Below are 13,601 nucleotides of genomic sequence, written 5' to 3' on the forward strand. Positions count from 1 at the left end.
TAATTTGTGAGTGGCTGGCCATTATAGTGAATTTTATAGACTCCGTTTTTAAGGTTAAGCGGTTCACCGAATACCCGCGGAGTAACTTCCTCATTAAGCAAGTATTGGTTAGAATCAAGGATAGTAACCCTTAATGAAATATTGGTTGAATCATTCTTCTTAATTATTTGCAGAGAGATGGGACTCGTCTTATAAAGAAGAGTTGACCGTACTTTTCCAATTCCTGTGTATTGAGTCTGAAGGCCAAGTTTTCTTACAACCCGCTGAACAAGAGATGGAGATTTAATAATTACCATTTCATTTTTCAGGTTTGGGCCGGCGTCAATAAAGAACAAGCTATTAAATCTTTCATCACCTGAGGAAAAAGGATTCTGCACTTTAATTATCATCTGTCCCTTTGAGCTATATTTATTTGGGGTATATCGCAGATAAATAAAAGCGATCAGAACAGCGATAACTACAGACAATATTACCCATGGTAAATATTTCAGGTACCGGAATACCAATTCCATGGGGGTAAATTCCTTTTTCTTTAGTGCATTACTTTCAAATGCTGACTCCATACAATTTCTGTAATTTATCTTGTAATCAATGTTACCAGCAATGTAACAACAGACAACAAGCTTGTTGCGATCGCAACGTTCCTCAATAATACCTGTTCGTTACCGGTCGGTTTTCTTCTTGTGGGCTCAACGTACACCATGTCATTCTGTTGCAAATAAAAATATGGTGAGTTGTAAATATCCGGTTTCCTAATATCAAGTCTGCCCATAGTTCGCCGACCGTCAATTTCCCTAACTACCAAAATATTATCGCGTCTTCCAAACGGGGTAAGATCTCCGGCCAGGCCCAAAGCATCTAAAATAGAAATTTTTTGATCCGGCAGGTCAAAATATCCTGGCTTCAACACTTCCCCTAAAATCGTCAAACGATTGTTTGCGAATCTAACTATTACATAAGGGTTCTTCAGATACGTAATTAAACTGTCCTTTAATGTCTGGGACAGTTGACTCCTTGTTAATCCTTCAGCTTTATACATTCCCAGTGAATGGATATAAATGTTACCACTAACATCCACCTGGTAACCCTTTCCCATAGTGCTCATATTACTCGCATTTCCGGCGCCGGCTCCACCGGCATTTCCACCTGCCTGCGGCTGATTATATATTTCCGTTGCAGTTTCGTTATCGCTAAATATAAGAATTGTAAGCAGATCTCCCTTTTTAATGACAGGCTCAGGAATTTCAAACCCCCTATTGCTAATGCTGTCAACACCTTGCAGGTATATCCTGGCCTTATGATTCTTTTCAGAAGTCAGACATGAGGAAAGGCCAGCAAGAAGTAAAAAGATAAAGATGTTAGTATAACGATACATTGTACGGTACATTAAATTAGTCGCTTAGTATTTCACAAAGCCTGATTGTAGTCATTCTTTTAAAACTAAAAGTGCAGCGGATTAATACTGCACAATTATTTTGTTGAGAATCTTTATGAATCAGAGTCAACCAGGCTTAATTAATTTTATTCAGTTTTTCTTTGTCAATATGGGCTACAAGTTTGGCCCCCAGACTCTGGATATGCAGTTCAACCGTTCTCCTGTCGGCATGTAGAACAACACCTTCATGATCCATGAAAACGCCACTGTTTATTACAACCCTATCTCCCGGTTTAATTGAATTTAAAGATTCAATCTGCACATCAGTATGGTCGTTCAGAAAGCGTTTGATGCGTTCAATCTCTTCTTCGTGTACCCGTGCCGGTTTGCCGAGCCAATATACAAAGTTTACCACGCCATCAATATAGCGCACACCTGGCTTTTCATCTTCTGAAACCTTTACAAATACATAACTTTTGAAAAGGGGTTCTTCTATTATTTTAAAACGGTCGCTCCATTTTTTTCTGACCTTGTTAAGCGGGCAATAGCTTTCCAGGCCCCGACGCAGCATCAGATCGTGCACTTTCTTTTCCCACCGGGGCTTGGTATAAATTGCGTACCAGGTCTTTTTATCACTGCTCACATCTACTAAATTTAAACACTCCAGTACATGGCTTCGCCCTCTCAGTCACAGTCGCCTGTTTACCGAGCAGGGGGCATTGTGCTATAATCGTGCCAATAAAAAATGGTTGTTGGTTGATTATCAATAATTTAATCTTATTCATTCCATTAACACAATGAACAATGATACTGATTTTTCAACCTGGATACCTTCGCTATAACCAGACAACTGCAATCTTAACCAGGGCTATATAAACGCGAAGAAGGCAAGGCAGGTCAACTGACCTACTATGCCTTCTTCCTCATATGAATAAAATATAAAATTCGATGCGCTAACTTAGTCAGCTCTTCTCTCACAGATTTCAATTTTTGGGTCCAGTGGAAAGGTGCCGGGCACCGCACTTTTCAATGGGCAAATATATGGGTAAAAAGCCGCAAATATTTGATTTCGATCAGGTTTCATTTATAATGGAAATCAATCCTTTCTGGTGGCGGTAAGTCTTGTTTTCCGCCTCGCAGAAAAAGGTGTCGGAGCCGGCAAAATCGAGCTTGTATCCATTGCGGCTGACCCAGCCCTGCACCTTGGCAGGGTTACCTGTTACCAATGCATGCGCCGGCACATCCTTCGTAACCACCGCACCTGCGCCGATAAAAGCATATTCACCGATTGAAATGCCGCAAATGATCGTGGCATTGGCCCCGATACTGGCCCCATGGCCAACGGGCGTGGGCCGGAATTCCTGCTTCCGCTCAACGAAAGCCCTCGGGTTAATGACATTGGTAAAGACTACCGAGGGGCCGACAAAAACATCGTCCGCCAGGCTCACCCCGTTAAACAATGATACATTGTTCTGGATCTTCACTCCGTTCCCGACCTGAACATTGTTGTCGACATATACATTCTGTCCCAGGATACAATTGTCACCAACCACCGCTCCCTGCATCAGATGACAAAAATGCCATATACGTGTGCCCGACCCAACAACGGCCCCGCCATCAATAACGGTTGTGGGATGAATAAAAGCAGATGGATCAATCAATGACATACTGTTCGCATTAGTAATTAAAGGTAAGCATTGCAATTGCGGTTTTTTGTATTTTGTCCCTTTAACCGAAACCAAAGTGAACCAACGTTTTTATTCCCTTGATGTTTTCCGCGGCGCCACCGTATGCCTTATGATCCTGGTCAACAATCCTGGCACCTGGGGAGCAATCTTCGACCCGCTTGAACATGCGAAATGGCATGGTTGCACACCAACGGATCTCGTTTTTCCCTTCTTCCTTTTTGCAGTAGGAAATGCCCTTGCCTTTGTAATGCCCAGGATGCAGCAGATGCCGCAATCGCAGGCGCTGACAAAAATTATCCGCCGCGGTGTAAGCATCTTCCTGATCGGTTTGCTGCTGAACTGGTTCCCTTTCGTTAAGTGGGATGGAGCGGAACTCGTGTTCAAACCATTCTCCACCCTGCGGATCTTTGGCGTACTGCAACGCATTGCACTCGCCTATACGTTCGCAGCACTGATCATCTATTTCTTTAAAACCAAGGGGGCTTTTTACACCGCAACGATTTTGCTGCTTGGCTACTGGGTCATTACGGCTATGTGCGGCGACCCGGCAGATCCCTATAGCCTCGAAGGCTTCTGGGGTACGGGCCTCGACAGGTCACTGCTTGGTGCAGATCATTTATATAAAGGCGAGGGTGTTCCGTTTGACCCGGAAGGACTGGCCAGTACGATTCCTGCCATTGCACAGGTGATCTTTGGTTTCCTGGTGGGCGATTATATTCAACAGAAGGGAAAGAACGCTGAGATGGTTGCCAACCTTTTTGTAGCTGGTGTAACTCTCTGGCTTGCTGGTATGGCATGGGGTCTTGTGTTTCCCATCAACAAAAAGATCTGGACAAGCTCTTATGTTCTTTACACGATCGGACTCGCCATCATGATACTGACCACTTTTATCCAGCTGATCGAATTCAGGAACTGGAAAGGCGGATGGAGCAGGTTCTTCGATGTATTCGGGAAAAACCCCCTGTTCATTTTCGTAATGAGCGGCGTAATCCCGAAACTGCTTGCACTGGTTCGAATTCCTAACGGAATGAACGACCAGGGACAACAGAAATATGTAAGTCCGCTGGGTTGGTTTTATGAACACATCTGTAAGCCCGTTAGTACGAAACTGGAAACAGGCTCATTATTATATGCAGTTTTGTTCATCCTGTTTTTCTGGTTCATGGCCTGGGTAATGGATCAAAAAAAGTGGTATGTAAAAGTGTAAAATCTTGCTAAATTTTTTAGCTTTGTGGGAAATCCGATGCTATGCCACAGTCAATATCCCACGCAGAAATCTGCTACCTCAACCGCCTTGCACTGTATACCCGTGAAGATCCCCTGAAGGCTGATCCACAGGAGATCTACGCTTATTTCTTTGACCTTGAACAACCAGCTGAGATCTGTAACAGGTTGCTGCATTATTGCACAACAGCTGCAGGCAGCGGTTCGCCGGTTGAAGGAAAACTTGCATCGTCACGGGCTGTGGGTTTCTTCCAGAAACTTGAGCTCCTTACCGAAATCAGCTACCTGGTGTATGCAGGGGTCATTTCTATTAAACCGGCAAACGAACCAAGGCAGCCGCTGGCCGTTCTCAAAGATTGTTTCCAGTATAAATCTTTAGGTGAATGGAAAGAGCTTGCTGAAAGCTGGTGTGATTGCTGTCTTACAGGTCAGTCAATAACCGACTTCATCGATGCACAAGATATCCTGTTGTCTGTCTTTAACTGGTGGAAGTTAATTGATGTTTCCTGGGAATTGTTTAGCAGCGCTGAAAACAACAGGGCAGAGGAACCCGAAGCGTACTATTATACAAAGGCGCATCAAAGGGAAATGCTGGTGGCATAGTCAGCTGAATAATTCTTCAGCTATTGCTATGCTGTCGGGTTTGCCGACATCAACAAGTTTATCACCGCTGTGGTCGAATCCCATGATCTTATGTTCTTTCGCCAGGTCGAGGTAGGTATCAACCAACGAAAACTTACCTCGCTGGCGAATTAAACTGAATACCTGTGGTTCGAATACAACCACGCAGCTGTAAGCCCATTCTTCGAGACCTGGCTTATCGATGGAAATTCTCCGCTCGCCCGATTTGGTGTTGGTCCACCCGCAAAGTTTTTTATCCTCATCGAAGAGAAAGTACCTGCTTGTCTTACGACCGGTTACCCCAAAACTGATGAGTGCTTCTTCTTTATGATGGAATGCAAGTAATTGATTAAGGTCGAGATCGGTGAGGATGTCGGCATTGATGGTCACAAAGGGTTCATCACTTTCGAGAAGCGGTCTTGCCTTGAGCAATCCGCCACCGGTTTCCAGTACTTCGTCTTTTTCATCGCTGATCAGCACCTTACTGCCCCAGCCGTTATTTGCTTCCACCGCGTCAATGATCTGGTCGGCAAAATGATGCACATTCACCACCACTTCGTTGATCCCAAACCGTTGGAAGTATTCAATGTTCCGCTGAAGCAGGGACTTCCCGTTAACCGGTGCCAATGCTTTCGGATGTTTATCTGTCCAGGGTTTGAAACGGGTTCCCAGTCCTGCCGAAAATATCATGCCCTTCATGGAAGTAGAATATTGTTGTACTTATGCCGGGTTGTTGACCCAGTTCTTTGCATCCTGCTCAATATGTTTCAGTTCGATCCTAACCCCGAATTTATTTTTGAGGTGACGGGCCAATGCATCGGCAGCATACACACTGCGGTGTTGCCCGCCCGTGCAACCAAAGTTCACCTGCAGGCTGCTGAATCCTCTCTTGATATAATCTGACACGGTAATATCAACGAGGTCAAATACACTGTTCAGGTAATCAGGCATACTCGTCCGTTGTTCGAGGAAATCCCTCACGGATTTGTCGCGACCGGTTTGTGTTTTAAATTCTTCGAACCTTCCGGGGTTGAAGATCCCCCTGCAATCAAATACAAATCCACCACCGTTCGCGGACGGGTCGGCAGGGATACCACGTTTATACGAGAAGCTGTGGATGTGCACCACCAGTGGCGTTTCTTCCGTTGCCTTCAGTGGTTCAAATCTTTCCATTACTTCATCACTCGTACAGAACTGGAGGCATTTGTCGAATTCCGGTACTGCGATTCCCATGCGGCGATTACCGGTAAACCATTTCAGGTTGCGTAATGCGAGCGGGATGCTGGTGAGGAATTGCGCTTTACGTTGGAAGAAGCCACGGAAGCCATAGGCACCCAGCACCTGCAAGAGGCGGATCAGCACATAGCCATTGTATTGCGCGGTAAACAGGTACCTGTCGAGTGGCTGAGACAGGTGATTGCTTGCTTCATCGATATAGTAATCGAGCAGGCTGTTCTTCCATTCGTCGGGCAGTTCGGCCCTCGCCTGCCAGAGCAATGAAGCGACATCGTATTGCAGGGCACCAAGCATTCCGCCCTGGTAATCGATGAAGTGAACCTGGTCATCTTTCACCATGATATTCCGGCTTTGAAAGTCGCGGAACATGAAATGTTTGTTTTCTGTATGGGTGAGATAGGTACTCAGTGCTTCGAAGTCATCGAGCAGTGCCTGTTTATCGTATGGAAACTTAAGTGTATCCAGGAAATAGTACTTGAAATACAGGAGGTCGCTTAGGATCGCCTGCTTACCAAATTCGCGTGCGGTCAGGCAATGGTTATAATCGATCTGTGTTCCTCCCACAACCTGGAGGTGTGCAAGCTTTGAAAGGCTTTGCCTGAACAGCGAATAAACATAGTCGTTATATCCATGCGTTTCGAGCAGGTTAAGCAGGGAAACGTCACCGAAATCTTCCTGCAGGTAAATATTCCCGTTTTCATTGACTGCGACCACATTTGCAACCGGGCATCCGACTGACCCTAGGCCTGTGCTGAATGCAAAAAAAGTCTCATTCTCTTTCAGGTGGTCATTATAGGTGGCAATACAGGTTTCACCGTTATCGCCGGTCACCCTGAAGTACATCCTGTCACTACCACTTTGCGGTAATTTTACAATCGAAGCGGCTTCTCGCCCACTTGTATACCTGCTCCACAGGTCGCCTATCTGCTGTAAGATTTGTTCCATGATAATTTCAGCAAGATAGGGGATAATATTTCTTATATTCACTGAAACACCCATTCAGATGAAAATAACCAGACTACTGCTGGTGCTTACAGCTATGCTGAGCACCTTTTCGCTGTTTGCCCAAACCACGATCACGGGCAAAATAACCGACAGTAAAACAGGCACTCCGCTGCAAGGTGCTTCAGTCAAAATCAAATCTGCCCGCACAGGAACCACAACCAACGAAGCGGGAGTATTTTCAATAACTGCAAATCCATCGGACGTACTCGAAATAACAATGGTCGGTTATACGATACAGTCAGTGCCAGTGGGAAATGAAACCAACCTGAGTATTTCAATGGAACCTGCCATTACCGACCTTAGTGGCGTGGTGCTCGTGGGAACACGCAGGGCTGGCCGGGTCAAAACCGAAACGCCCGTTCCGGTTGATGTGGTAAACGTTGGACAGGTTTCACTGCCGACTGCAAGAATGGAGCTGACTTCAATAATCAATTATTCAGCTCCTTCCTTCAACTATAATAAACAGAGTGGCAGCGATGGTGCCGACCATATTGACCTTGCCACACTTCGTGGACTGGGTCCCGACCAGACATTGGTGCTGGTGAACGGAAAAAGGAGGCACCAGACCGCGTTCATTGCCGTATTCGGAACCCGTGGTCGCGGCAATTCGGGAACAGATCTCAGTGCACTTCCACTTGGCGCTGTTGACAGGGTGGAAATACTAAGGGATGGTGCTTCGGCTCAATATGGATCAGATGCCATAGCCGGGGTGATCAACCTGGTGCTGAAAAGAAATACCGGTGAGCTTACAGGAAATATTGGCTGGTCAGGGTATTATGATAAAAAATACAACCCGGCATTTGAACCGGAACTTGGTCAGTATGTGTACAACTCAAAACTTGATGGAAACGCATTCAATGCAAACCTCAATTACGGAGTGAATGTTGGCAAGCAGGGTGGCTTCATCAATTTCACCGGCAATTTTGTATCCTCAGGCAAAACATACCGGCAGGCGCTTGCAACGGATGAAACTGACAAAGACTGGCTTCCCACAAATGTGTACAGGCGTGCGCATGGAGACGGTTCGCTGGATGCGGGTGGCGGATTTTTTAACGCAGAACTGCCCTTCGCCAATAAAAAAACCAGCTTTTATGCCTTTGGCGGGTATAACCACAAATCATCAGATGCGTATGCCTTTACGCGGAACTGGTCTGCGCGGCCTGACAGGTTTCCGACTGATGCAAGCGGAAATATGATCGATGTTCCGGGGATAATCAAACAAACATCAGATGGCGAAGATTATTTTAACCCGCATATCCAGACGAAGATCAATGACGGATCTGTCGCAGCCGGCCTGAAGGGCAATATGGGATCATGGAACTGGGACCTGAGCAACTCCATCGGGTACAACGACTTTCACTTTTATGGTGACAAAACATTCAATGCTTCTCTCGGTGCCGACCAAACGCATTTTGATGATGGCGGGTTCCGGTTCACCCAAAACACCGTTAACCTCAACACAAGCCGGGAATTCAATACTGTGGCGAGTGGTCTCAACCTGGCGTTTGGTGCGGAGTTGAGAAATGAATGGTACAAGCTGAAAGCCGGTGAAGAAGCGTCTTATCGCAACTATGATCCTACGGGAGAAAAGGCAGGAGGCGCACAGGGCTTTCCCGGGTACCAGCCATCCGATGAAATAAAAACAGACCGCACTGTCCTGGGAGTATATGCTGATGCAGAACTTGATGTTACCAGCAAGTGGCTTGTGGGAGCTGCAGCACGATTTGAAAACTACAATGATTTCGGGTCAACCTTCAACTGGAAAGTTGTTACCCGTTATAAACTCAGCAATGCAGTGAACCTGCGCGGATCGTTCAGCACCGGGTTCAGGGCTCCATCACTTCAACAGATCAATTTCTCCTCAACTTTCACCACTGTGCAGGGTGCAGATATCAAAGAGGTGAAAATTGCCCCGAACTACAGCCCGATTACGCGCGCTGCAGGAATCCCGGAACTGAAGCAGGAAAAATCAAAGAATGCAAGCCTGGGTTTCAGTGCCAAGTTGATAGATGGACTTACACTTACTGTTGATGGCTATTGGGTGGAAGTGAAGGATCGCGTGGTGTTGTCAGGACAGTTCAGTTCAGAAGACGAGGGCCTGGATCCAAGCCTGATCGAGGAAATGCAACGTCTTGATGTAAGCCTGGCCCAGTTCTTCGCAAACGCCGTGAATACAACCAACAAAGGCATAGACCTGGTACTGGAATACAACAAGGCATATGGCAAGAATAATTTGCGGTTGTTGTTAACCGGGAATATCCAGGACATGAGCATTGACAAGATCAATGTTCCGGAGAAATTAAGCGGTACGGCTGACCTGCGTGCAACTTTCCTTACGGAAAGGGAGCAGAAGTTTATCCTGGCCTCGGCGCCCAATTCCAAAGTTGCATTCAATGCAGAATACAACTGGGAGAAACTGGGAATCGGCACCCGGCTAACTTATTTCGGAAAGACGGTGATCTATGGATATGGCGACGGCACTGCAGAAGATTTTATTCCGCCGTTCGACCGGGGTGACCTCTATGCTTATGTGCCCGCAGATCTTGACTCCCATCCCGTAAAGGATGAATATTCCTACGATGGCAAACTGGTGTGGGATGTATATGCGTCATACAGGCTCACAAAGCAGGTTAGTCTTTATCTCGGTGCGGACAATATCACCAATAATCATCCTGATCTTGGATTTGCACCGGGTGCGAAAGGCTGGGCATTTAATAATGAAACCGGCGGACCCTGGGATGCAGTACAGATGGGTGCAAACGGGCTGCGCCTGTTCGCGAGAGTCGGATTCAGGTTTTAATATCCCTTCGCTAAAGCTACGGGATACGAGGTCTGCCTACAGCGGTTAGCGAATTTCTTTCTTCCGGGTAAACCAGTAGATGGGTAGTCCTACAAGTGTGATCAGCACACCGAGCAGGGAATTGATAATCGGAATCTTACCCTGCTGGTAGTGAATGATATCCTGGCAAATCGTAATGACCAGGAAAATAAAGGTGAAAGCAACGAAGACAGCGGGTATGACAGGGTAGCCTGGAACTTTATAGGCCCTGGTCATACCCGCATATTTTTTTCTCAGAACAAAGAGTCCCAGTGCGCTCATGCCGTAAAAAAACCAGCTGACAAAAATGAGCATGTCGGTAAGCATATCAAAAGAGCCGCTGATGATCATGAGTGATGTCCAGACTGCATTCAGGATCAGAGCATTGCCGGGAGTCTGATGGCCGGGATGTACTTTTCCTGCCCATGCAAACAGTTTGTTTTCCTGGCCCATTGCAAAAGTTACGCGGGAAGTGGACAACACGTTTGCGTTTACCGTGCCGAAAGTGGACAGTATCACCATAAGTGCGATCAGGCTGCCTCCTATCGCACCCCAGGTAACGGTAGCCGCATCGGCGGCAACGAACTTCGATACCGCCAATGTTGCCGGGGCAAGCGCATACAGGTAGGCTACATTCACCAGCACATAAATGATGATACAGGCAGACAAGCCGACAAGCAGGCTGCGCGGGATATTCTTTTGCGGGTTCCTGATTTCCCCTGCGATGAATGTGATGTTATTCCAGCCATCGTAAGCCCAGAAGGCCCCGGACAATGCGGCAACATATGCACCGATCCAGGAAAGCGAAAGGGTATCACCGGCAGCTTCACCGAGATGACTGAATGATCCTTTGTCGTTTGAAAGGATTCCGCCGATCAGCAGGATAATCGCAACAGCCTTTAATGCAGTAAGGATCCTCTGGAGGGCACTGCCGGTACGGACACTGCGGTAGTTTACGAAGGTCAGCAACCAGATCAGGGCGATGGTCAGAACCTTTACACCGGCATTGGCGAGCGGAAAAACATAGCCTATAAATGGGATATATAACCGAAATGAAGTTTCCGTTCCAGTTGCGAAACGCGGAAGCTCGACAAAGTAGTTAGCGTATTCGGCGCATACATAGGCGATCGATGCATTACCCGCGGTATTGAAGACTGCAAAAGCTGCCCAGCCATATAAGAACGCAAATGCATTTCCATACATTTTCTGAAAAAACACATACTGGCCGCCGGTCTCCGGGAACAGTGATGCTACTTCCGCATTTGAAAGGGCACCAAATAAGGTTACGATGCCGGCGACCACCCATACAGAGAGCAGCAGGAAGGGACTTTGCAATTGCTGAAGCATCAGTGCAGGCTTCATGAAAATGCCTGACCCGATAACGCCGCCGATCACTATGGCCATCGCGGTTCGCCCGTTAAGCGTTCGTTGCAGGCTGCTCATGTTAACCGATGAATTCAGCGATCAGTGAATGAAAATGATGCGTTCCTTTTTCATGACGCACGGAATAACGGCCATGCGTATAAAATCTTGAGCGGATCCCTTTCTGGACATTCTGCACTACTTCTTCGTCTTCCAGTTCTACTGTATCCAGTCCGCTCCCAGCCCCTGTTTCCAGTTTAGTCGCATCATACACAAAAGTGAGAAACGACACTTTGCATTCGCCCGGCGACAGTGGCTGAACAAGGTTGAAGGATAATCCCCACGGGTAGAAATTGAACATCATGTTGGGAAAGACCCAGTAATAATAGGCGGCAACATATTTCCCGAAATCAGGTGAAGATGCAGGAAGGTCAAAACAACTGTCGCCTTTTTTACCGATGCCAAGCTGGAGGCTGCTGTACCGGTAGATCTCCGTGCTGTATTCGCCGAAGTCAAGCACCGCGTTAAGACCTGAATGAACAAATGGAATATGAAATCCTTCGAGATAGTTTTCACAATATAATGCCCAGTTTGCCTTCACGTGATAATCGCGTGAGAGTTCGGGCCTGTATTCCAGTTTATCCAATGGTAGCCAGCCAACGCGATCGATCATTTCCCGGAATACTTCTTCTGCAGGAATTTTTGGTGCCAGGGAACTGAACAGCAGCTTACCCCAGCTGAACAGAGGCAGTTGCTTCAGGTCATCATCTGCTGTAGGAAAATCAAGTACTTCCTTAAACTCGGGCATCGACTGAAACTTACCATCCAGCCTGAAGATGCGTCCATGGTATTTGCAGCGCAGCTGGTTTGCCTTACAAGGTTCATAGGCAATCAGGTTTCCGCGATGGGTGCACACATTGGAAAGGCAATGCAGCTGGTCTTCCCTGTCGCGCGTTAGCACAAGCGGCTCATCAAGGTAGTGCTCGAGCATGGTTAAAGGAAAACAGTCGCCTTTTTCCTTTACAAGATCGGACGAGCCAACAAACTGCCAGCAGGGCGCAAATATTTTTTCTTTGGCAAGATTGAAATATACAGGATCGATGTAGAAATCGGTAGACAGGGTCTTTGCCTTTGCGATATCCGGATCGATGAAAAAACGCATGGAGACTGTGGTTTCACTAAAGATAATTCGATAAGTGAATAAGTCTAAAACAATTTCAGCTGTTTGCCGGGGATTGAGAAAGCAGAAGTATCCAGATCCCAGCGTTCTTCATTCAATTCGTAGATCTTGCTGAATTTTTTGAATTGCTGTTTTATCAAGTCCGCAACGGCACCTTCGCCCCGCATGCGCGTTCCGAACCTGCTGTCATTCACTTTTCCGCCATGGCCTTCTTCAATTCCATGCCATACTTTATCAGCCCTGTCGGGGAAAGTTTTGTAGAGCCAGTCATGGAACAACAACTTAACTGCACCATTGAGGCGGATGAACGTGTATGCGGAAAATTTCGCTCCCGCCGCGGCACCGGCTTCGAGGATGGCGGGTAGTTCATGATCATTCAACCCGGGAATCATGGGTCCGAGCATTATTCCTGCACGCACGCCTGCATCGCTCAGTTCCTTTATTATCCGCAACCTTTGCTGTGCAGTGGTGGTGCGTGGTTCCATCACCCTGCGTAAAGGCTCTTCGAGGCTTGTTACGGAAACGATCACGCTGGCGAGTTTCTTCTTACCCATTTGCGCGAGGAGATCGTTGTCTCGCAATACTGCCGCGTTTTTCGTGATGATGCCAATGGGCTGGTTGAATTCATTGCACACTTCCAGCAGGCGCCTGGTGATACGGAACCGTTGTTCCGCAGGCTGGTAGCAATCCGTATTGCCGCTGACGGAGATAGGCAGGCATTCCCACGATGGCTTCATCAGGAATTTGCGCAACAGTTCAGGTGCATTCTTTTTTACGATTACGTTCCGCTCGAAATCGAGGCCGGCACTATAACCCCAGTACTCATGCGAATTCCGGGCATAGCAATAGATACAGCCGTGTTCACAACCCTGGTAAGGGTTCATGCTGTAAAACATGCCTACATCCGGACTGTCAACTTTATTTACCAGGCTTTTTGCTTCCTGCTCTATGTAACGGGTAGATGGATCAGATTCTGTCCAGTCGTCAATAGCTTCGACATGTTGTTTCGCTGCGGAAAGCTTGTCGAATTTATTGGCGGGATTGATCTGTGAGCCGCGGCCTTTAATTGTGGTTGTATTGCGAGGCATGGGG

General features: G+C 47.0%; 12 protein-coding genes. 3 read left to right on the forward strand and 9 right to left on the reverse strand.

Going from position 1 to position 13,601, the window contains the following annotated elements; all coding sequences use genetic code 11:
• From OI18_RS24405 to OI18_RS09350, 4 genes are all read right to left on the reverse strand, one after another.
• Positions 1-563, reverse strand: a 563-nt coding sequence (locus OI18_RS24405) for a GumC domain-containing protein (RefSeq protein ID WP_039139322.1), incomplete at its 3' end; no start/stop codon positions are given.
• A 14-nt stretch (positions 564-577) separates the two neighbouring features.
• Positions 578-1,375, reverse strand: coding sequence for a polysaccharide biosynthesis/export family protein (locus tag OI18_RS09340; protein WP_052273035.1), 798 nt, complete (start codon positions 1,373-1,375; stop codon positions 578-580).
• Positions 1,376-1,511: 136 nt separating this feature from the next.
• Positions 1,512-2,018, reverse strand: coding sequence for a UpxY family transcription antiterminator (locus OI18_RS09345; protein WP_039139324.1), 507 nt, complete (start codon positions 2,016-2,018; stop codon positions 1,512-1,514).
• Between the two features lie 430 nt (positions 2,019-2,448).
• Positions 2,449-3,042 carry an acyltransferase gene (locus tag OI18_RS09350; RefSeq protein ID WP_039139325.1) on the reverse strand — a complete coding sequence of 198 codons (594 nt, stop codon included), beginning with the start codon at positions 3,040-3,042 and terminating at the stop codon, positions 2,449-2,451.
• Between the two features lie 76 nt (positions 3,043-3,118).
• Between OI18_RS09350 and OI18_RS09355 the strand changes: the two genes are divergently transcribed.
• Both OI18_RS09355 and OI18_RS09360 read left to right on the forward strand, forming a co-directional pair.
• The gene (locus OI18_RS09355) at positions 3,119-4,270 is read left to right on the forward strand and encodes an acyltransferase family protein (RefSeq protein ID WP_039139584.1); all 1,152 of its coding nucleotides are present in this window, start codon (positions 3,119-3,121) and stop codon (positions 4,268-4,270) included.
• A 41-nt stretch (positions 4,271-4,311) separates the two neighbouring features.
• On the forward strand, positions 4,312-4,890 hold the full coding sequence (locus tag OI18_RS09360) for a hypothetical protein (protein WP_039139328.1): 579 nt from the start codon (positions 4,312-4,314) through the stop codon (positions 4,888-4,890).
• Here the strand turns inward: OI18_RS09360 and OI18_RS09365 are convergent, their stop codons facing one another.
• Positions 4,891-5,607: a nucleotidyltransferase family protein gene (locus OI18_RS09365; RefSeq protein ID WP_039139331.1), complete on the reverse strand. Its 717-nt coding sequence runs from the start codon at positions 5,605-5,607 to the stop codon at positions 4,891-4,893. It lies immediately after the preceding gene.
• Between the two features lie 21 nt (positions 5,608-5,628).
• Positions 5,629-7,089, reverse strand: coding sequence for a RapZ C-terminal domain-containing protein (locus OI18_RS09370; protein ID WP_039139585.1), 1,461 nt, complete (start codon positions 7,087-7,089; stop codon positions 5,629-5,631).
• Positions 7,090-7,147: 58 nt separating this feature from the next.
• Here OI18_RS09370 and OI18_RS09375 point away from each other — a divergent pair, with 58 nt between their 5' ends.
• Positions 7,148-9,949 (forward strand): TonB-dependent receptor, encoded by a 2,802-nt coding sequence (locus OI18_RS09375; protein ID WP_039139332.1) that lies wholly within the window; start codon positions 7,148-7,150, stop codon positions 9,947-9,949.
• Between the two features lie 45 nt (positions 9,950-9,994).
• On the opposite strand, the gene OI18_RS09380 is transcribed toward OI18_RS09375, so the two are convergent.
• The 3 genes from OI18_RS09380 to OI18_RS09390 are packed head-to-tail and all read right to left on the reverse strand — an operon-like array spanning position 9,995 to position 13,597.
• Positions 9,995-11,410 carry an APC family permease gene (locus OI18_RS09380; RefSeq protein ID WP_039139334.1) on the reverse strand — a complete coding sequence of 472 codons (1,416 nt, stop codon included), beginning with the start codon at positions 11,408-11,410 and terminating at the stop codon, positions 9,995-9,997.
• Between the two features lies 1 nt (position 11,411).
• Positions 11,412-12,491 carry an aromatic ring-hydroxylating oxygenase subunit alpha gene (locus OI18_RS09385; RefSeq protein WP_039139336.1) on the reverse strand — a complete coding sequence of 360 codons (1,080 nt, stop codon included), beginning with the start codon at positions 12,489-12,491 and terminating at the stop codon, positions 11,412-11,414.
• A 44-nt stretch (positions 12,492-12,535) separates the two neighbouring features.
• Positions 12,536-13,597, reverse strand: coding sequence for a PA0069 family radical SAM protein (locus tag OI18_RS09390; RefSeq protein WP_039139337.1), 1,062 nt, complete (start codon positions 13,595-13,597; stop codon positions 12,536-12,538).
• Between the last annotated feature and the right edge of the window lie 4 nt (positions 13,598-13,601).

This window comes from Flavihumibacter solisilvae, from assembly GCF_000814475.1.
Lineage (GTDB): Bacteria > Bacteroidota > Bacteroidia > Chitinophagales > Chitinophagaceae > Flavihumibacter > Flavihumibacter solisilvae.

What these genes read in the sequence shown, in the direction of transcription:
- OI18_RS09385 (WP_039139336.1), bottom strand. Translation starts at nt 12,491, where the DNA reads ATGCGTTTTTTCATCGATCCGGATATCGCAAAGGCAAAGACCCTGTCT.
- OI18_RS09340 (WP_052273035.1), bottom strand. Translation starts at nt 1,375, where the DNA reads ATGTATCGTTATACTAACATCTTTATCTTTTTACTTCTTGCTGGCCTT.
- OI18_RS09375 (WP_039139332.1), top strand. Translation starts at nt 7,148, where the DNA reads ATGAAAATAACCAGACTACTGCTGGTGCTTACAGCTATGCTGAGCACC.
- OI18_RS09350 (WP_039139325.1), bottom strand. Translation starts at nt 3,042, where the DNA reads ATGTCATTGATTGATCCATCTGCTTTTATTCATCCCACAACCGTTATT.
- OI18_RS09360 (WP_039139328.1), top strand. Translation starts at nt 4,312, where the DNA reads ATGCCACAGTCAATATCCCACGCAGAAATCTGCTACCTCAACCGCCTT.
- OI18_RS09365 (WP_039139331.1), bottom strand. Translation starts at nt 5,607, where the DNA reads ATGAAGGGCATGATATTTTCGGCAGGACTGGGAACCCGTTTCAAACCC.
- OI18_RS09370 (WP_039139585.1), bottom strand. Translation starts at nt 7,089, where the DNA reads ATGGAACAAATCTTACAGCAGATAGGCGACCTGTGGAGCAGGTATACA.
- OI18_RS09390 (WP_039139337.1), bottom strand. Translation starts at nt 13,597, where the DNA reads ATGCCTCGCAATACAACCACAATTAAAGGCCGCGGCTCACAGATCAAT.
- OI18_RS09380 (WP_039139334.1), bottom strand. Translation starts at nt 11,410, where the DNA reads ATGAGCAGCCTGCAACGAACGCTTAACGGGCGAACCGCGATGGCCATA.